This is a genomic window from Pontiella desulfatans (assembly GCF_900890425.1).
In the GTDB taxonomy this organism is placed as follows: Bacteria; Verrucomicrobiota; Kiritimatiellia; order Kiritimatiellales; family Pontiellaceae; genus Pontiella; species Pontiella desulfatans.
This window is the reverse complement of sequence record NZ_CAAHFG010000003.1, coordinates 616,217-637,211: the sequence shown is the minus strand read 5'-3', so window position 1 is coordinate 637,211 and position 20,995 is coordinate 616,217. Positions and strand designations below refer to the sequence as shown.

Sequence of the window (20,995 nt, the reverse complement as noted above, 5' to 3'; positions counted from 1 at the left end):
AACATGTGAAACGCTCCGTCGGGTTATTCGATGATAATACGGTAAAACGCAGCCGGTGCATTCGTCATGGTAACCCCGAAAATATTCGTTGGCGGGGTGGCCACGATAGTGGTCCGTAGCACATCCCAGGATCCCTCAAGATCACTGACCGTCTCGACAACGTAGGTGCGCCCCGTCGCCGACGGCCAGGAAATGTCCATTACGTTTAGGGGAATGTCCATGCCGGTCACATTGAGGCCGAAGAAGGACATCGCATTCGTCGGGTTGGTTCCGGCCCTGAATTCCGTATAATCCGAGTTGCCATCCTCGTCCCTGTCCGAAGTGGCCGTGGCGTTGGTCAGGCTGTTGAAGTACGTCATTTCCCAGTCATCATCGATGCCGTCGTCGTCAGTATCCGGGAATGTCGTGACCCCGGTTCCCTGAACAGTAAAGATGAAGGGGGTTTCTTCGCCATCGGTACTCGCAATGCTGACGGTCGCCGTGCGCAATCCATCCGCTGAAGGATCAAAGGTAACGGTGAAGGTGGTTTCATTGTCAGCGGCCAGGGTGCCGGCGGGATGGGCCGTCACGATAAAGTCATTCGAGTGAGCACCCGTGAGGTTTACGGCGCTGATGGTTAAATCAGCCGTGCCGAAGTTTTTGATGCTGAAGGTACGGGCTACTGTACCGCTCAAGCTTTCGGCGGTGCCGAAGTCGGTATGATCTGCGGTGCGGGGTTCGCTGTCTCCGGAGGTCAGTTCGAGACTGTTGCCTCTGACGAGGATTTCCGGTTCCGGAGATGCAACGACGTTACCCACTGCAGCATTCAGTTCAGCCAGGGTGTCCATCTCAGCAAAGGCAGCCGCCTGCCCACTGGGATGATTTGCGGAGAGGGCGTATTTGATGAGGATCGTGTCGTTTCCACTGTCCTCCAGGAGTCCGTCCCCATCATCAACCCATACCAGCCCGATGGCAATGGCTGCAGCATTTCCGGGAGACGTATCATTACTGAAAATCATCCAGTTGATTTCCTCGGCGCCCACCCCGTCATCGGCCGTAAAGCCATTAACCGGGCTGGCGGTTCCCGTGCCGCCCGTATTCCAGTCTCCACTGCCCATGTTCTGGTTCACTGAACCGGTCACATTTTGCCAGCTTTGCGGAGAATATGTCACCGTTTCCGAGGCAGTAGAGAGATAGACTTCCGCGGCATAAAACGTGCCTGCGGTACGCATGTCGATATAGAAGCGGCGGTAGCGGGTGCCGCCAGAGGCCGCACTCCAGAAGTTGAATTTAATATTGCCATTATTGCCTACAGCAAGACCCGGCCCCCAACTGCTGCCATTCCAGAGGGGCGTGCGGGTGCCGCTTGCCTGACTCTCCAGCACCACATACTCGATTTTCTTGATATAGGTAGAGGCGGCTGCCGTAGCGCCAACCCCTTGAATCGCGAAGGAAAACATGCCCTCATCAGGGTCATCATTCTGGAGGGTAACGGTGGCATTACGCTCGCCGGCGGCGCAAGGATTAAAGGTGATCTGCAGGGAGGTCTGGGTCTTGTTCCTGATGGTTCCTGACGGATACTCCGTGATGACAAAGTCATCGGCATGGTCACCGGAAATACTCACATCGCTGAGCGTCAAGGGAGCGCCGCCCGTGTTTTCAACGGTGAAGGTATGCACCACCGTTTCGCCCTCCACCTTGGCGGTGCCGAAAAGGGTATGATCGCTACCACTGGTTACAGTGCTGCCATCCAAAATTTCGGTTTCATTCGCATACACCAGAATCTCCGGAACGGCGACATTGCCCACGGCGGCATTGAGCTCAGCGGTGGTATCGATGTAGGGGAAGGCCTTGCGATACCCCTCATAGTGATGCGCGGAAAGGGCGTATTTGACGATATAGGCATCATCCCCGCTGTCCTCGAGGAGTCCGTCCCCGTCATCATTCCAAATCATGCCGATCGCCATCGCCCTTGAGTTCCCGGCAAAGAGTTCCCAGGGTTCCCACGAATAGGATTCCTGCGGAATCAGGATCCAGTTGATTTCTTCCAGGCCGACGCCATCATTGGGGGTAAAGCCGTTGATTGGATTGGCCAAGCCGCTGCCGCCTTGCCCCCAATCCGCATCACCCATTGAGAAGGACGACACATCTGGCTCATCGTTCCAGCCGAAGGGCGAGAAAAGATCGGTCTCGCCATCGACTGGAGCTTTGCTGCTGACTTGGAAAATGCCGCCGTTGTTTCTCAGATCCAGATAGAAGCGATGGGCCCGTAAGGTCTCCGAATAATTGGGATCCCCCGGAAGCGGATGGTCCTGAAAATCCAGTTGGTTGTTGCTGTCCACCACGAGAGTTCTTCCGCCGGTCCAGCGAAAACCATTCCAGATGACGTTATCACCAATTTTCGCAATCGGGTTGTAAGCGGCCTGGCCCAAAAGATCCGGATTCAGTGTAACGGTAGCATTGCCGGAGGTATCGGTGCCATCGGTGACATTGTAGGTGAAAGTCACCTCTCCCACATCGCCGGGTTGAGGAGTATAGGTCATCAGTCGTCCGTCAAATGAAATCGAACCCACACTGGGCGAAGTGACCAGATTCATAGTCAGCGTCTTGTTGAACGCGCCGAAGGCATGCGGAAAAAAGGGCTGTGGCTCGCCGTCGTTCTCGAAGCGAACGGTCTGATCAAAGGCCTGTGGAGCGATGGGGGTATCCAGGCTGCGCAAGCCCGACAGCATATAGGCCAGTTCGTAGGCTGCATTCAGGGTATAGCGTTCGTCAAAGGAGAGCACCGACCCATACATCTCGTCATCCAACGCAGCGACGGGGGGATCCGGTAGCAACGCCGGATTCTCCCCGGTGGCCAGGGTGTAAGGGATGGCCGTGTTGATGGCCGACCCCACAGCACTTAAGTGGGTATAGTCCTGATGCATGTTGATATCCGGACGCCTGAGACCCAACCAACTGAACCCAATGTAATTGGGGATGGCCTGTACGTTGGGATGTCCTGTGGATGCATCAAAGTTTTCGATGGTATGGCTTCGTGCTTTACGGCCATGCGCAAAGGGTTCTTCCGTCTCCGCCTTGACCTGGTAATCCGAAATATAGTGAATCAAATCAGCATCCGGATCATGAAGGAGAACCTCCGTCATCCAGACTTCATACCAGTAGGCACTGGACAAGCGGCGCCCAACCGTAAAGACAAAATCGTTGGCCGCTACCCCCGCCTGCACATCAGGGTCGCTATAATTACTGGGAAAATGGCCGTTGTAGGGCGCACTGCTTCCATCCCAGCGAACCGCGGAATCGGGATATCCGGCGGCGGTAAAGAGCTTGTCCAGCATGATGTAGTTTCGTCGTTCGGTGCTGGTGCCGTTGGTCATGACCTTGCGGCTCTTGTTCATGGGAGTCGCCCACATGGTCATGTAGGGCGACGTATAGTCACCGGTGTAATGGGTGGCCGTGAGGGCATCGCTCCATGCTGTGTGAGTGTGACTGCGAATCGCGCTTTGCGCAGCCCCGTCTATTCCCGTAGGGCTGTAGGTGCTACCGTTGGCGTTTTGTTCAAAGAGGTGACTGTACAGGGTGGTCGCCAGTGTATATTGGGCTTCAGCCGAGGGCGTCGCGGTCAAGCTGCTCTCAGCAACGGTAAGACCTCCATCATTGATGATATCATGCCAGGCTAACCCGGCCGGAACGGCCTCGATGCCCAGCGCATCCGCAATCCGATAGGTGTATTCCCGGAAGGTTGTCGTCTGGGAAGCCGCACTGGTGGCATTCCAGAGCATCGGCAGCAGGATTTGGGAACTCAGGCCCTCGGTCCTGCAGTAGGCCTGCAAGAACAGCAGCGTGGCCATGGTCAGCTCGGGTTTGTCCTGTAGATAGGCGGGTTCACCGAGGTAGATGATATAATCGAAGTTTTCATCCAGTTTGTCTGTCAGCGCATTCACATAGTCCGCGTGCTTGGGCGCATCCAGATAGTCATTGATAAACTTCGGGTAGGTGCGGTCCGTGAAAAGCGCATCCATCACATAATCCACGTCAAAGCTGTCGAAGGTCAGGTTCAAGGTGTTTACGGAGGGATCGGCAGTATAAAGTGCCTCGAGCGCATCTTTGTGCGTCGTCGCTTCCTTGCCGAGGAACAGCACCCTGCTGTTTGAAGCGATCGGGGCGGCGGCATCCACTGCAGCCGGCTGGATGCAGAAGCAGAGGCAAATACCGCTCCATAACAGGGTTTTAAGTTTATGAGGTAATATCATAGCGTATCTTTTTGTGTGCATTATGTACAAGAAATCAGAGTTCGCCTGGCTCACGTCCATTGCGGAAAACGGAAACCGTCGTGCGCCCCGTTTCATCAGGTTTAAAGCTGACCACATCAAGCTGCTCCGGGAACTGGATCGAAACCGTATCGTGCGCTTCATTCCAGCGGGTCTCGGGGAGCCGGTCTCCCTCACGATGCGGATAGAGCAGCACCTTGAAAGCGGGCGCCACGGCCCGGGCGGCAAAATGGACCTGCGCGGCCGGCTGTCCGCTCCGCGATCCGGGAATGCCGCCGAGTTTCAGCTCGCGCAGTTTCGGTCCGCTCACCGGGCCGTCGGCCTGAAGCACCCGCACCAGCAGGCGGTTGCCGAGATCGTCGTTCCCGGTCTTCTTCAGAATGAGGTCGGTGCCGTCCTGCGAAACCGTTTCAACGGTGCCGGGTTCCAGATTGCCGATCCACTCGTACAGGCGGGTGGCATCATCCTTCTGATAGTCGTCAACCACCAGCACAAAGGGATGCTCCCCTTTAACCAGTGCGGCGGTACGGAAAGCCCGCTCTACCGGATTGTACCGGTACAGATTTTCATTGTAGCGCACCGGCTCCATGCGCCAGGCCGGCAGCCCGGCGGCATCGGCCCGGGTTTTACCATACATGAAATCCGCCCACAGCAGGCCGTGTTCACCGGGCGATACCGGCTCCAGCTTTTCTCCGTCGGGGCTATCACGCAGCTCGCCGTGAACATAGTCATAAAACGACTTCGCATCGCCCGTTCCGATCACCATGCCCTCGGTTTCACGATACTCCACAAACCGCCCGGGCAGACTCGGCCAGGCAAAAGCGCCGCTGCTGCCCCCGCCGCCACGCCCGTCCATCAGGATCGTCTGGTGGAAATCGTTCTGGATCGGATATTTCCCCGGATCCCAGAACCAAGTGGTTCCATTGGCATAGAGTTCAAATGAATTGACATCCGGATGCATGTGGCCTAACGCATACTTATCCATGCGACTGCGGAAAACCAGGTTCACAGCTGAGTCCTCCCAGCCCGTCCGCGCATTCATGTAGCCTTTATCGGGACAGAATATGGAGGCCGGCATTGCAGCCGCTTCGGCCGCCTCCTTTTGTGTATAATCCTGCTGCGGCCCGACCGCGAAGATCAGCGCCATGAGATTAAGGGCCTGGTTCTGTTCTTTCGACGAGCATGACCCGGCAACCAACCGGTCGAGCCGCGGTTTGATCAGATAAGCGGCAACCGGATCATCAGGCCACATGTAACGGATGGTCCAGTCCAGCGGTGCCATGCCGCTGATCTCCGGGGACGCATCCCCGAAGCCGGTCACCCAACAGGCCTGCGGCGGCATAGAGCGGAACATCATCTGGACACTTCGATACAAGCTGGTGGTTTCATAGAGGTTTTCACCGCGCCGGCTGAGGGCCAGCGCCGAAAGCGCCGCAGATTCCATGCCCATGCGGTAGTAGGTATAGCCCTCATGCGCATACCCGGAAGGAAACACCCCGTACTGACTCAGGAATGAACGCAGCTTGTAGACCGCCTGTTCAACCAGCCCTGCATCGTATCCCTCTTCGCCTTCAATCGCCAGGGCCGCCAAAACAATCTGATCGTGATGGGTTTTCCAGTTGGACGAGTTATGCAGATCATCGGTCAGTTCAGAACCGAAGCTCTGCCTCCACTTCGTCATCTTTGACAGCAGGGCACGCACCGGAATGCGCTGTTCTGCATCCATGCTGTTGTGCAGCAGGTCATACGCAAGCGCAAGCCCTCCATCCGCATCATGCGTCAGCTTGTTGGGATAGTTCGGTCGGTAGATTTTCAGGTAGGCCGCTGCGGCGCGCGACAGCACCATGGCCAGCTCCGTGCATGCGGCCTCATCCTCTTCCAGCACCGCAAGCATGGCGGCGGTGGCCATCGAGCCGTAGAAATTGCCCCGCCCCTGCCAGTATCCGCGGGTGTTGTCTTTGCTCACCAATTTGACATCGACATCCGGTTTTCCTGCCTGAAGCAGGGAATAGACCAGGCCTTCCTGCGCCTGAGGGTTAAAGAGTCCCTTTTCAAGCTCGGACCGCAGGATCTCCGCCGCCCGCTGCGCCGCGGCATCGCTCTTGAACCGCTCCCGCATCTCTGGAAGATCCTCCGGACTGAACAGGATGCGCGGATGAACCCCGGCCGGGGGATTTTCGGAGAAGACCCGGGATTTCGGAGCATACGGGCGATGAAAAACCACGGCCACCTCATCCCGGTCGGAACGCGCAAACGCCCCGGTTCCAGCCGATGCCGTCAGCCGGAAAATATAGTGGCGGTAATCCCGGTTATGCAACTCCGGTCCCGGCTCTTCAAAGCGTACCTCGGTCACCGGGCTGTCCGGTGAAGAGAAGGTCACCTCTCCCGGGCCGCGCAGCTGCTCCCAGCGATACGACAACCCCTCCCCTTCAAGTGCGCGTCCCTGCAGCTTAACGGAACGAACCGGCAACGTTTCAAGCCGGTCTTTTCCGGCATCGATGACCGGCGGGGGCAGCTGCAGCTGCGTCAGTTGCTGCGAAGACGGGCCGTTGTAAAGATAGCCAACCTGGCTACTGTCGAGCGGATAGTCAAAGACCGCGATATCATCCAGCTCTCCGTTGAACGGATACCCGCCTCCATTGCTGCGACAGCCCCAATAATGCGTATGATCCGTTCGGCGGCTCCCGAAACAGGTTGTAAATGCATGACCGGTTGAGGCCCGTTGCACGCCATCGATATAAAGTCGCACATTGTTTTCACTGCTCCGAAAATCGGCCACAACCGCCAAATGGTGCCACTGATTATCCAGCACCCCGTTCGCGGTCACGTATACCCCGTCGATGCAGACGGAAACCGTATTCTTTCCACAGTCGATCGAAACCCCCGACTGACCGCCGATGCGACCGACCTTTGCGCCATGCTGCTGAAAATCGCCTTTGAACCAGAGGCTGTGTGTTATCCCGGTGGTCAGTTCGGGATCGCACAGACGGGCGAGAGTAAAACGGTTGTGTACCTTGACGGCGGATGGGATGCCGGCAAAATCCCACCCGGTCCCGGTGAACGCACGCGCCCCTTCCACCAGCTGCGGCAGGCCGGATTCCATCCTGAAGAGTTCTGCACAGGTCCCCCCGGCGGACTCCATGACGCCGGCTGATTCGCGGTTGGCCGGCGTATCCAGTGAAACCAGGTAGAGCGGATTCAGCAGGAGCGCATAGTGCGGCGAGGACGGCCCGCCGACCTGCACACTGACGACGGCACGGCTGGTCAGTTCCCCCACCCCGGCGGTAAGCTGCAACTGGTAGAGTCCGTCACTGCTGAAACGCACCGCGGTTTCCGGCGAGGATTCATCCGCAAACGCCACACGCCCCGGACCGCTCAGTTTGCTCCACCGCAGTTCAACGCCGTCCAGATCGCCGTCGGATCGTCCCGGAACCTCGACACCGACACGCACATTGGCCGTATCGGCACTACCGGCAATCTGAACCGGATCCCCGGCCCGCAGTTGCGGCGGCGATGGCGGCCGCACGGTGATGTTGAGCCGGCTGACTTCGCGGTGCCCCTGGACATGCAGTCCCAGAACATATTCACCCGGCTGACTGAACCGCACCTTGGTATTCGTCCGGCCCGCATTGGAAAACATGACCTGCCCCGGCCCGGACAGCTTTTTCCAGAGAATACGCCCCCCCTCCGGTGCGGCTCCCTTCAATTGGATGGCCGCAGGCAGGTAGACCTTGCGGTCAGCCCCGGCATAGACCGGTCCGGCCAGGATACCCTGGATCTGTTCCGGTGTCAGCGGATAATCAAACAGGGCGACATCATCCAATGCCCCCGAAAACGAACTGCCGCCGTTCCTGCGCGCCCCGATATAGAACAGTCCTTGGCCGCCGGAGCTGTTAAACGATTTATTCGCCGCGCCATCGGCACGCCCGACCTCTTTTCCATCCAGATAGATGATGACATTGTTTCGCCGGCTGCTGAAATCGACCGTTGCGGCAACATGGTGCCACTGCCCATCAAAGGCCTCATATCCCGCCGCGCGGGAGAGGACCACAGTATAGGCGGGCCCGAAGCTGATATTCAATCCGCCATATCCGGCCTTCATCATGGTGGCTTCCACCGCCGGATGACCAAACAACCGATGATTGCTCTTCTGGTCAGCCAGCGGAATCTTCATCCAGAACGAAACCGAAAGTCCCCGTGTGGTCTCGATATCGCCGAGGGTTTCAAAGGCACCGTCAGCCTTGATCTTCAGCGAACTCTCTACCTCACGGAAATTCCAGGCGCGCCCGGTAAAATCACGTGCCCCCTGCTCCAGCTTCGGCAGCCCCGACTCGGCTTTGTGAATCGCGGCGCCGGACGGAGCGCTACCCACGGCGCCGGGATCCTGATCCAAAGAAAAGACCGCCACCGGATTATATCGGTCCACATAATGTGCTTCAGCGCACATCATCCCTGCACCGGAAATCAACCCGATCCCCAACCACGCGACTTGCCTCATCTTAGTTCTCATTTGTATCCTTATTTCCTTACTCGGCTCTATTGCTAATTTGAGCTTAGCGGGTTTACCGGTTCGCCTCATAAAGAGCCCGGATCTCTTCGGAACTCAGCGCACGGTCATAGATCCGGTATTCGTCGATGGCGGTAGGTTTATTGTCACATGACACGGCCTGGTGGTCGGCAAAGAAACCGTTGCCGCGGCGCTTGCCCCAGTGTAGGGATTGAGCGGAACTCACCTTCTCGCCATTGAAGTAAAGCGCGTTCTCCTTGCCGTAGGTGGCGGCAATATGGAACCAGATGCCGCCAGCGACGGCCTCCTTGGGCGCATGCCACTCCGTTTGTCCGATCCCCCGCGACCAGTCACACATCAGACGGTTGCCCCGCAGCCGGAAGTTGAGCGAACCATAGGCCTGGCCAAACAGCATGATGTCTTCCGGGCCATCTTTGAAACGCACCCACGTGGCAATGGAGAAGGCGTCCTCGCGTTGCTTGAGGCCACGGAGTTCGATGCCCGCGACGTCGCCGTAGAGCCCCAGGGCCTTGCCTACGACCCCGTCCGGAATGATCTCGCCGCCCTGTACAAGAGCCGTGGCACCGTCGCCACCTGTGACCGGTGTGGTTTCGCCGTTGAGCTCTTCGCCGCTAATCACGCCAATGAGGCCGGGGATCTCGCCATCGGTTCCCCCCGCCACGGCGGGTGACTGATCGTTCGCATCGCGGGCGAAGGCTGCCGGGGTGAGGACCTGGAAGGAATCATCTGCCTCATGCTTGAAGGATACAACGGCCCGGCCCATGGCGACCTGGAGCTTGAAGGGGTGCAGACCGGCGGCCAGAGCAATGACCCCATCGGTTTTGGGCGCATCCACTTGACGACGCACCACGACTTGATCGTCGATCAGCAGGCAGGCGGCATCGCTGCGGCTTTCACGCAGGCTGAAGGTATAGACCCCATCGCGGCCGATACGGAGGTATCCCTCGTATTCCACCAGCTTGCGGGGCGTATCGTTGCGCTCGGCAATATCTACAAAGCGCGACGCATACGGTTCGACCTCGGCCAGATCGTAGTAGGCAGGGTTTAAGCCACTTGTGGGAATAAACGCTTCCTGATTGAGGAAGTTCGGCACAGTTTGGTAGTCGGCCAGGAGGAACTCCAGTCGGTCATAGCGGTGTTCGACCAGACCGGGAACGACCTCGACTCCCTGTGTCGCGGGCAACAGTGCCGGAGCTGCGTTGTCGGCATTTGCCACCTGTAGCGAGTCCGCATCGCGTAGAAAGTGCTCTGCCGGAATCGTTTCGTAATCGGTACCGCCGGGAGCGAGAGCCTTCAGGTGAATCTTATACTGTTCCTCGGCATCTCCCTTCCAGAAGACAGGATCGCAGACCACCAGACGCAGTGGATGCAGGCCCTTCTCAAGCACCACTTCGCCGTAGCGCGGTTTGTAGCTTAAACCGTATTGCTGATCGATCAGGATGATCTGTTGTCCTCCAATTTGGAGATCGATTGGGCCACAGGACGTCAGTTCAAAAGAGTAGCCCCCCGTTTCGGGCACTTCGACATAGCCATCAAAAGCATAGAAGGCCTTCATCATGCGGGTGCCGTCTTCCTGACCGTCCATCACCGGGATCGTCAGGTCGGACATCGCTGTGGTCATCAATGGGGTGAAACGAGTTACGTCAGGCAGGGAGGACTTGCTGCCTTGGAAGAATCCTTTCTGATCAAATTCAGTGGTCTTGATTTCGTAGCCGGAAACCTTCAGCCCACTGAGCTTGTTGACTGTGACTACGGCTTTGATCGGTTGCTGCAGTTCGAAGGCGAACTCCACGGTGTCGCTCCAGTTGCCCTCGCCAAAGCGCCAGTCAGCGCGGTAGCTGCGGGCCTTGAGAACGCAACTCCGATCAATCGTGATGGGGCCACTGGCTATGGGAGCATTGGGCCCCGGATCAGAACCATCGAGGGTGTAGCGAATCTCTGCTCCTGGCTTGGCGGCGGCAAAGAGAACGTCGGTCGGCCCACTGATGACGCGCGGAGCCCTCCACTCCGGCTTATTCTGATCTTCGGTAAAACGAGTGGTTTCCACCAATCGGGGCTTCGGCGGCTTGGCTCCGGAATCGGTTACCTTCCGGCCATTACGGGTCATGCTGAAGACCGTGCGCTCGCAATCGGTCTGATCGAGATCATAGACGTCAACATGTCCTCCCACCTTGATCGTCAGGCGGCTGCGATCATCCGACCACTCCGTCGTCGGCAGCTTGTCGCCATAGCGAAACGGGAAGACCATGATGCGGTATTCGGGACTCTTGCCAAAGGCCGGCACCGAGACCATGTTGTATTCTCCGCTGCGCTGCAGATTGGGCACCGGGAAGGGGAAGTTGGTGTTGTGCCATAGCACGCGCACCAAAAGCATCGGATCACCCTTTTTCGGCGTTGGCTTGAGGGTGACGTATTTTGCACCCCAGGCATCACCCCCGGCCCGCTGGTAGCTGTCGTCTTTGAGGGTGAAAATCAAATCCGTACCGATTTTACCCTCGGTGTTCAGATCGAGGTGTCGTTTGCCGGCGGCGGTATTGACCTCGTAGAACACTGCGTCGGCCGTCATCAGCATACGCCAGTCAAACTGATGGTTTTCATCATCGGCCTTACGCAGGTCGTCGAAGATGAGGAGGTAAGGAGCCCTGCCCCGAGCGAAGTGCAGGGTCCGGAATACGTGATCCATGGGTTCATTCCACTTGATATAGTATTCCGGGCCGCGGGTTTCGCCGTGCCAGGGGCCGTAGTCGAGATGCGCATAGCCATCGTAATGCTCACGGATACGCGGCAGGTAGGCTAATTCGCTGAAGCGGTTGAGCTGGTAGGCAGCCCTCAGGTAATGTTCGGTCATCTGGTAGGGGGCTTGTTCGATGCCCGGGTGGTCCAGGTAACGTATTCCATTTATGCTTTTACGCCACTGATAAGCGCTGGTCATTTCCGAAACCGAGGTGGCGCTAAGGTCTGTCGCGGAAGCTGTCATCCAATCTCCGGAGATGGGTGCATAGACCCCCGCCAGCCCATCGACGGTGACCATATTGCGGAACGTGGTGTCGAGATAAGCACCGGCATTCGGAACCCAGGGGATGCCATCGGCCCAGACCTGGAAATCACCGTGTTGCGGGCTTTCATGCCCCATGTAATATTGATCAATGCGGTTTTCTTTGTGAATCAGCATGGAGTCAGCGGACCAGTCATTACGGGCCGACATAATGCCACGCTCGTCATCGAACCAGAATTTATCGGCCTCGTCAAACTGCGCAAGTTCATCCAGCTTGTTGTAGTCCGTCATGCGGGTGGCCGTCAGCAGGTTAATCGCCTTGAGACTAAACCAGTTGTGGTGGATTTTGCCGCTCCAGTTGTCCTCCGGTGTGCCTTCATAGTACGCCAGGCTGCCCGGCAGCTTGCAGTTCCAGACAAAGTCGATCATGTCATTCTCAGGGTAGAAATGCTTCATCACGGACCAGAACTCGAGATGGCCGCCCGAGCCCGATCCACCTGATGCGCGCCAGTAGCGCGGTTCGTCCTGTCCGGTGATGATCTTATCGAGATTTTTATCGTCAGGCCGGCGGCGGGACTCGCCGAAATAGCGGTAATAAATTTTCCGGGCGTGTTGGACATTGGAGTTGGCGCGGGACAGAAGGTGGCTGTGCTTCAGCAGGTTTTCCGGATGATCCGGGCCCTGCCGTTTGGCGATGGCCAGCACCGGCAGCATGGGAATGAAGCCCTTGGTGTTCTCGTAGGTGATGCCATCGGAGGACAGGTCGTAGCTGAGCTTGTTCTTCAGCGACCACTCCGCCATTTCTGCAATGCGCGGGTCATAGCCCTCCTCGCCTTCAATGGCCAACGCCAGATAGGTGTTGTTCGCACCGCCGGACATGTGGTTGTTGATATACATCTGGCCGGGCAGAGCCATACCCGTGGTGTATTTGCCGTAGGTGCATTTGGAAATCACCTGGCGGACGATGGCGCGCTCCTCTTCAGTCATGAAGGGATGAGCATAGTCATACTCAAAAGCCAGACTCAGGTAGGCACCGCTGTGATCGCCGGTGTGCGTGATAGTCGCACCGTGCTCACGCATGAGCTCAGCGACCCGCTCTTTGCCACCCTGGTAGTAGGCGCTGTGGTAGTCGATCTGGCCGAACTTTACCCCTATACGCACGAAGTCGTAGGCGACGTCCTTGATCGCCTCGGCATCCGGATGGCTGTTCAGGATATCGGCGCGTCCTTCCAGATAAAGCGCATGTTCTACAGTAGCCTCCGCGGCCTTGCGGCCCAGCTCCTGATCCTCGGTAATCAGCGCGTAGAGCGCCCAGCCGGCGATTTTACTGTCTTCGCCCCAAGGGCTGGTACGGTAATTGAAGTTTGCCGGCACCGTCCAGTTCTCGGCATCCCGGCGCATCTGCTCCACTTGCAGGCGGAAGATGCGCGGGGCCTTGTCTCCCGCGGCATGCAGCTCTTTGAAGTGTTCGATATCATCAGGACCGATGATAATCCGTGGGTGCTCGCCGGGATCAGGGACGGGGCTGAGTCTGAAAGCGTCAAAACCGGGCGCTTCGTAATGAACAGGCACTTCGATTGGATCAGGCAGGTCCTTGATCAAGCCTCCGCTCAGGATATAATCCCCATCCGGTGCATAGCTTCCCTTGTAACAGTCCGCTTCATCACTTCCCCGGGCCGCACCGCAAGCCAGCGCCAGCGCCGCCATCATCCATGAACTTCTTCTCATAATAATTTCCTCAATATAGATTTAAAGACGGGCGCAGTCCCTCTAGTGCTTTACCGGGCGTTTACCCCAGTGTTTTTTTGCAGTCGGACTTGCGGCAACCAATGATGCAGCTAATTCCGCGACCTTATCGGGCATTTTATCTGCAAGATTATTGGTTTCTCCGATATCGTCGGCCAGATTGTAAAGCTCGACCGAATGACCCTTCAGAATCAGTTTCCAGTCCCCCACGCGCACGGCATGTCCACGCCAGCTATAGTAGATGCAGGGTTTCTTTTTTTGTTTTTCCGGTTTTCCCAAAAGGGTTGGCAGGTAACTGACACTATCAATATGGCTCGGAGCTTCGACCCCGGCCAGTTCACAGGCGGTCGCCATGAAATCACAAAAATTACTCATGTGATCTGTGACTTGTCCGGGTTGAATGGCTCCAGTCCAACGGACAATAAAGGGAGTACGTGTCCCTCCTTCATAGATGCTGCGTTTACCGTCCCGCAAGGCTCCGGAGCTTTTGAGGAACTCCATACTTTGTCCGCCTTCATCAGAAGCTCCATTATCACTGCCGAATACCACCAGGGTGTTCTCACTGAGATCCAGTGTATCCAATAGATCCAGAATGCGCCCAATGTCGCGATCCATTCGTGTCACCATAGCCGCATACGTCGCATTGGGGTTTTTGACACCACAATAGCCTTTAATGTACTGGCTGCCGTAACCTGGATTTCGAGACCCGCCCCCTCCTACTTCTTTCGCGGTTTCCGGCCATCCCAGTTGAGCATACTCCTGAAGCGAGTCCTCGGGTACGGTCAACTCGGCATGCGGAATGGTATAGGGCAAATAAAGGAAAAAAGGCCTGTCCTTATTTTCTGTGATAAACCCGAGCGCTTCTTTGGTAAATTCATCATGACTGTACACGCCCTTATGATCATCTTTGATAAACCACTCTTTATCGAAGAGGTTTTTATTCATGGGGTAATGAACCTTTTCCAGATTTCGCCAAAGAAATTCAATATAGTAAAAATGAGCCTGCCCCTGATCGTGATAGGTAAAAACATGATCAAAGCCGTTCACATGGGGACTGTCCGGGTGGCCGGGATGCCCAGTCATGCCCCACTTCCCTATCATAGCCGTGCGGTATCCAGCTCTTTGCAGCATGTGCCCCACGGTGAGACCGGGAATGGTAGTGCCATGCGGAAGATGACCCACATGGCGCCCGGTCATCAGCGCCTTACGCGACATCGTACAGGTGGCATAGCCCGAATAGTGATCCGTAAACCGCAGCCCCTCGGCTGCCATTCGATCAAGACCCGCGGTCTTGATCTTCTCCTGGCCATAACAACCAACTTCGCCATAGCCGAGATCGTCTGCCAGAATAAAGATGATATTGGGTTTATCTGCACCCGGCTCAGAAACGGCCTCTTCCGCAAACAGACCGCCCGGGCAACCCATGCCGAGGGTTATTAAAAGCGCCCATGTTGTTTTCACAAGGTTTCCTTTACCGGAATCCGATAATCAAAACAGTCAAATTCCGCCCAGATGCCGTCGCCGGTCATATCCTGGCAGCACAATCCCCAGAAGGTTCCGGCAAATCCGCTGATGGCCGAGCTCCAGTCCCCCATGTTGGTGCTGTCGAACGTCTGTTCAATCCAATTCCACTCTTCTCCATTCAGGCTCCAGGCAAAGCGCAGGTCGGCATGCTCATTCATCATCTTCAGGTATATCTTTGCACCCGGCTTCAGGTCGCACACATTTTGCACCGTAATCAGCGGGCGCTCCATCCCCGGACTGAAGTCTGAGGAGACCACCCCGACTCGACAGCCGCCTTTACCATCGCCGGCCATCCGCAGATAGTGATAGTTATTGCGGTCATAGTACGCGATCAGACCGGCCTCCTGCTTCGGTGACGTCGGCGAAAAAACCAGGCCCGTTTCCGCCTCGGCACGGAAGTGCTGCAGACGGCGGGCGACCAGCGATTGATCAAACCGGGAGAAGAGCGAGTTGCGGCCCTTCAGGCTGAGCGACCCCGGACAACGCGAGAGCGACAGCCAGCTTTCGTCGGCCGGTTCGCGCAGGGTCTGGAAATGGGGATTGAGGACCGGGCCGTTAAAGTCGTCGCGCAAGGCATCCTCCCACGGATACAGGGGCCCTTCCGGCGCAGGCACAATATCGGACGGGGCATTCCCTCCATCCGCCAGGCGCGGGAATTCACCGTCGGGCCACGCCACACGCTGAATACCGGTTTCGCGCCCGAGGATCGCCACTTTATCCTGATCCCAGGCGGTCTCCGGAACGCCGCGCTTCTGCAACGGACGGTGGCAGAGGTGTACGGTAAACCAGCTGCCGTCCGGGGACTGGAACAGATCGCCGTGTCCCGCCGACTTCAGGTTCAGGTCGGGACGATTGGCCGAGGTCAGCATCGGCCCGTCGGGATCCGCTTCATAGGGACCGGTCAGATTGCGTGAGCGCGCTACACTGACCGCATGGTTGAAAGCGGTGCCGCCCTCTGCCGTCAGCAGGTAATACCATCCGTCCTTCCGGTAGATATGCGGACCTTCGGTGACGCCCAGCTCCGTTCCTTCCCAGATTTTTATCCGCTCACCCACAAGCTTTTTTCTGTCATGGCAATATTCCTGAATCGTGATGCCGTCAAAGCGCTCCTCCACACCAACGGCTCCGACCGACCCCATCTGCATGTTCACCAGATATTTTTTCCCGCCCTTATCGTGAAACAGCGAGGGATCAAACCCGTTGGCGCCCAGCACTACCGGCTCCGACCAGGGGCCTTCAATATCCGGCGCCGTCACCAGAAAATGCGGTGAATCGGTAACCGGACCGCCGTGGCTGCGGACATTGGTGTAAACCAGCCAGAACTGATCGTCCGCATAGGTCAGGCACGGGGCCCATACCCCGCCGGAATGCTGACACCCGCGCAGGTCCAGCTGGCTTACCCGATCCAGCACGCGGGTCAACAGCCGCCAGTGAACCAGGTCTTTTGAATGGTGAATCTGTACACCGGGAAACCATTCAAAGGTGGAGGTGGCAATATAGTAGTCCTCCCCCACCGCAACAATCGACGGATCGGGATTAAAACCGGTCAGGACCGGATTGATAAGTTCAGGCATCATGTTTCCTCGAAAGATAGGGCTTCAGTAATTCCGCCAGGTTTTCACCCATGCGGATATGGCCTTCATCGGCCGGATGCAGCAGGTCGGCGGACATTCCGTCGAAATCGGAAAGCACCTGGCGACCATCGATAAAGTGCAGGTTGGGACGGGCGAGCGCCTTTACGACCTGCGGAACAATACGATTAAACTCGGGAGTGCGGACCGTCTCGGTATCGGATCGATCCAGGAACACATCGTACCGGTTGGGATAGATGTTCAGGGCGGCCACCGGCCGCTCCGGATCACGATCCGCCAACGTGGTCAGCAGGTTTCGAACGCGTTCTTCAAATTCTTCCGGCCCGAACCAGGCCGCCATATTCACGCCCAGTTCACAGGTGATCAGATCCGCATCGTCCCGTCCGGCCAGGTAGTCGATCATGACCGGCTCCACAAGACACGATCCCGGCAGGCCCAGGTTCAGCACATCGACACCCAGCCGGCGGGCCGCCTGCTGGACATAGGCATTGGTTGCATGCAGCGCATCGGCCCCGTAGGTGATCGATGATCCATACGCGAGCCAGCGCAGCGCCGGAACCTCATCCCGTTGCGGAGGACGAATAGAAGCACCGAAGGTTTCGCATCCCAGAAAAGCGGCCTGCGCATCCTGATGAAACAGCACGCGCCAGACCTGCGGCGCAAAGCGCCCGCACCTGAGGCTTTCCGGCTCGACGGCGGCAAAAAACGGCGGATCCTCGAGTTGCAGTGTAGTAGCCACCCCCGCTTTCAGTTCGTGGCGGGCAACCGCATAGTCGCCGCGGTAGACGAGCACATGCGTATCTTCATCCAAAGCCATGAGCGTGAGGCTGACAAAGGGATTGTCCACCACAAAACGCAGTTCCGCGCCGGACAGGCGCCGGGCCAGCCGGCGACCGCGACGATAGGCCGGAATGCCCAGCCCGTTGTGCACCTCGGCAGGCAGCCGCTGCAGGCGGTATCCCCCGGACGCCATCGGCTCCAGCTCCGAAATATTATAAAATTCAATCTGCTCAAAAACCGCCATATTGGTCTCCGGTTTGAAAAAATTACGCTTTAGCCCGTAACACCCAGCGGGTGGGATTCAGTTCCGACTCCAGCGAAAACGGAACCCGGTCTTCATCATGGGCAATCTCTTCGAGGAACAGCTCCAGCATGTCCCGGCCCGGCGCGGAAAAATCGAGCACCTGCGGCTCCTGCCCGTTTACGGCCAGCGTGCCGATACGGCCGCCATCGATGCTTTCCACAAATCCTTTTTCCCCGAAGATGCGCAGGGTTTCATAGCCCCATCGGCTCCAGCCGGGCGGCTCCGGACAGCAATAGTTGGCTACCGCACTGCCGACCGCACCATTTTCAAACGTCATCTGCATCGACACCGCCCGGCGGCAGTCGCTCTCCGGCTGATCATTGCCGAGCGTCGTTTCACGGATGTCCAGGGATTCGATTTTCAGTCCCGCCACATGCTCGGCAAAGCGGGTGTGGTATACCCCCACCTGGCGGGCGAGCCCGCCATCGATGCGCTCATCCTTCGGTCGCCAGGCGGCCCACGGATAAGATTTCTGACCGTAGAGCTGAATCACCTCCCCGATAGCCCCGGATTGCACGACGTCGCGCAGGGTGCAGTAGGGCTGAGCCAGTGAAACCGAATCCATTTCATGAAAGCGCCGGCCGGTGCGCCGGACCGTTTCAATGATCCGGTCAAGTACCGCTTCGGACAGGCAGCAGGGCTTTTCGGCATACACATGCTTCCCCGCCTCCAGGGCCCGTATAATCTGTTCTCCCTGTTCATCCTTGAATGGGGAACAGAAGGAGATGAGCTGAATAGCGGCATCGTCCAGCAGCTCATCGAGCGACTCAACCCTGGAGACATCGTTCAGATGCTCCGGCACCTGTTCGGGTGCAAAGCCGCACAGCGCCCGGATCTCCGCCAACGGATGGTTGTTCAGATCATGCTGGATCTGATGCCCGGCGGTTCCGAAAAGGCCGACTCCGAATTTTACTTCTACCTCGGTCATGGGTTTACTCCTCAAGTCCTTTCCGCATATCGAAAACCGTCAATCCGGCCAGCGCTTTACGATGTCCGCCCGTGACGACACTGACCAGATAACCGACACTCATGCAGCTGATAACGGCAACGGGCATATAAAACATATAATGGAGCGGGGAAAACATTTTAACCAGCAGCGTCACGACAATACTGACCAGGGCACCGCTCACCGCACCTATCGCATTGGTTCGCTTGGTAAACATGCCCAGAATATAGATGCCGATGAATCCCCCCCCCACAAGACCGATAAGCACATTCCAGGTTTCAAACATGGAACTGAGATTCATGGAGGCCATGTAGGCGGCGGCTCCCGTACCGAGTGCCCCGACCACCAGCGACGAGATTTTCATGAAACGTAAGCGTGATTTATCGTCGGCACCCTTGAAGAATTTTCGGTAAAAATCCTCGCAGGTCACGGTGGCAACGCTGTTCATACTGCTCGAAAGCGTCGACATGGAGGCGGCAAAAAGCGCGGCGATAATCAGCCCGGCCAACCCGGTCGGAAGACGCTGCACAACGTAAAGCGGAACAATCTGGTCATTACTCATACCGGCATCGAGCAGTTGCGGATGGGTGTGAAAGTAGGCAAAAATCGCAAGCCCGGAAAAACAGGCCAGAACGGAGATCGCGATCGCGCAAAAGGCGAACATGCCGGCCAGCTTGCGCATATCCTTCAGGGGGGTGGCATAGACGCGCTGCACAACCGGCTGGTCAGAGGCACACGCCAGGTTCTGCAACACCAGCTGCAGGCCGAAAACCCAGAAAACCGGCATGGTTAAATCTGAGTTCCAGATGATGTAATCAAATTTATTATAGGTTTTCCCGACCTCAATAAATTCCGCCATTCCACCCGGCAACCCGTTAATGGCGAGCAGGATCATCAGCGCTCCGCCCACCAACATGAGAACCCCTTGTGAAAAGTCGGTCCAGATCACGGCCTCAAAACCACCAAAGGCGGTATAAATGGTGGTCAGTACGCCCATCACCAGCACGCTGGTCAGCACAGGCAGCCCGGTAACCGCCGAAATGGCCAGCGACGGCAGCAACATCACCACACTCATGCGCCCGATCAACTGAAAGATAATCATCTGCGCACTGGCCACATAGCGGAGCGAAGGGTGGAAGCGATGCTCAAGATACTCATACGTTGAGGTCAGGTTGAGACGGCGCAGCAGGGGATAAATGATATAGGCCTGCAGAAGCGTGAGTGGAATAATGAATATAACCGGGGTAAACCACACCAGGTTCGAGCGGAAGACCTGCGCCGGAATGGCCATGAAACTGATGGAGCTGGCACCGGTGGCAAACATGCTGACCCCGGCAGCCCACCATTTTACATTGCGGTTGCCCAGGGCAAACTCATCGCTGTTATTCTGCTTGCGCGCAAAGTAGATACCGATCCCGGCCATGAATGCGAAGTAAATGCCCATGGTCGCATAGTCCATGAATCCGAGCGTTTTGACCGTACGACTCAATGTAAGCTCCATGGCGGAACCATCCGGGCCGATCAGCAGGGGCTGCGTATCCTGCCCGACCATCAGGCCGCCGCCGACCGCTTGCGGCAGCACGCCGTCCAATACCCACGTGTCGGTCACGGTGTTGTAGAGCAGGACCCGGTCCGACGCGATATCCGGTGCACTGAAACCGCCGGCCAGCGCAACATGGATCTGACCCGACTGAAATACGGCGGATTGAGCCAGTGCGTCCGGCATGGGAGCCAGAGCCTGCCATCCCCGATGAGTGGTGCCGTCGACCGGTTTGAGGCGATAGCCCCAGTTGTCATTCAGTACCCTTTGGCCCGGTCCATCCGCCGTCCAGCCGCCGAAGACATGCAACCGACCGTCAGACGCAATCAAGGTCGGTGAAATCCGTGCCGCACCGGGCAGGTCCGGATGTGGCTGCCATCCCTCGGACGGATTGGAGAGGTTGAGGGAATACATTGCTTTCGAAACCGCCATGCTCTCCAGGTTTTCAACACCGCCAACAACAAAGAGCCGGCCGTCAAACAACGCGGCACCGGCCTCGCTGATCCCGTGCGGGAAAGCAGGGAGCTCAGTGGTCCCGTCATCCTGCACCAATACGGCTCGATCCTGCAGCCGCCCGTTATCGATCCCGCCGACCAACGCCACGCCATCCGGCATCAGAACCGCAGCGGCCGTCGGGTTCTCCAGCACGATCCCGGCCCGCTCCACCGCCGCCCCTTCCGGAACCGCGTCGAGCATCTTTACCTTGATTTCCGCTGAGACCGGCCCGGCCAGAGCCAGCACACCCAGCGCGCACACATAGTTTAAAAATCGCTTACTCATCAAAATTCCT

General features: G+C 57.4%; 8 protein-coding genes. All 8 read right to left on the bottom strand.

From position 1 onward, the window contains the following. Positions 1 to 23: 23 nt before the first annotated feature. Genes E9954_RS23710 through E9954_RS23675 form a run of 8 tightly spaced genes read right to left on the bottom strand, consistent with a single transcriptional unit; the run spans position 24 to position 20,985 of the window. Positions 24 to 4,232: a choice-of-anchor D domain-containing protein gene (locus tag E9954_RS23710; protein ID WP_168442537.1), complete on the bottom strand. Its 4,209-nt coding sequence runs from the start codon at positions 4,230 to 4,232 to the stop codon at positions 24 to 26. Between the two features lie 34 nt (positions 4,233 to 4,266). Beyond that, on the bottom strand, positions 4,267 to 8,760 hold the full coding sequence (locus tag E9954_RS23705) for a LamG domain-containing protein (RefSeq protein ID WP_168442536.1): 4,494 nt from the start codon (positions 8,758 to 8,760) through the stop codon (positions 4,267 to 4,269). A 52-nt stretch (positions 8,761 to 8,812) separates the two neighbouring features. After that, a complete protein-coding gene (locus E9954_RS23700; protein ID WP_136081757.1) occupies positions 8,813 to 13,501 on the bottom strand; it encodes a LamG-like jellyroll fold domain-containing protein in 4,689 nt (1,562 codons plus the stop codon). 42 nt (positions 13,502 to 13,543) lie between these two features. Next, entirely contained in the window at positions 13,544 to 14,980 is a 1,437-nt protein-coding gene (locus E9954_RS23695) for an arylsulfatase (RefSeq protein WP_222847295.1), read from the bottom strand. Further along, complete coding sequence (locus E9954_RS23690; RefSeq protein ID WP_222847294.1) at positions 14,977 to 16,620, bottom strand: glycoside hydrolase family 43 protein; 1,644 nt, start codon at positions 16,618 to 16,620, stop codon at positions 14,977 to 14,979. The genes E9954_RS23695 and E9954_RS23690 overlap by 4 nt, the downstream gene beginning before the upstream one ends. Beyond that, positions 16,610 to 17,659 carry a GDSL-type esterase/lipase family protein gene (locus tag E9954_RS23685; RefSeq protein WP_136081756.1) on the bottom strand — a complete coding sequence of 350 codons (1,050 nt, stop codon included), beginning with the start codon at positions 17,657 to 17,659 and terminating at the stop codon, positions 16,610 to 16,612. Before E9954_RS23685 ends, E9954_RS23690 begins: the two co-directional genes overlap by 11 nt. Before the next feature lie 22 nt (positions 17,660 to 17,681). Further along, positions 17,682 to 18,647: a Gfo/Idh/MocA family protein gene (locus E9954_RS23680; protein WP_136081755.1), complete on the bottom strand. Its 966-nt coding sequence runs from the start codon at positions 18,645 to 18,647 to the stop codon at positions 17,682 to 17,684. A 4-nt stretch (positions 18,648 to 18,651) separates the two neighbouring features. Continuing rightward, positions 18,652 to 20,985, bottom strand: coding sequence for a sodium:solute symporter family transporter (locus E9954_RS23675; protein ID WP_136081754.1), 2,334 nt, complete (start codon positions 20,983 to 20,985; stop codon positions 18,652 to 18,654). Positions 20,986 to 20,995: the final 10 nt, after the last annotated feature.

Excerpts from the sequence above, each read along its gene's own strand:
- E9954_RS23700 (WP_136081757.1), bottom strand. The coding sequence starts at position 13,501 with ATGAGAAGAAGTTCATGGATGATGGCGGCGCTGGCGCTGGCTTGCGGT.
- E9954_RS23675 (WP_136081754.1), bottom strand. The coding sequence starts at position 20,985 with ATGAGTAAGCGATTTTTAAACTATGTGTGCGCGCTGGGTGTGCTGGCT.
- E9954_RS23680 (WP_136081755.1), bottom strand. The coding sequence starts at position 18,647 with ATGACCGAGGTAGAAGTAAAATTCGGAGTCGGCCTTTTCGGAACCGCC.
- E9954_RS23710 (WP_168442537.1), bottom strand. The coding sequence starts at position 4,232 with ATGATATTACCTCATAAACTTAAAACCCTGTTATGGAGCGGTATTTGC.
- E9954_RS23705 (WP_168442536.1), bottom strand. The coding sequence starts at position 8,760 with ATGAGAACTAAGATGAGGCAAGTCGCGTGGTTGGGGATCGGGTTGATT.
- E9954_RS23685 (WP_136081756.1), bottom strand. The coding sequence starts at position 17,659 with ATGGCGGTTTTTGAGCAGATTGAATTTTATAATATTTCGGAGCTGGAG.
- E9954_RS23690 (WP_222847294.1), bottom strand. The coding sequence starts at position 16,620 with ATGATGCCTGAACTTATCAATCCGGTCCTGACCGGTTTTAATCCCGAT.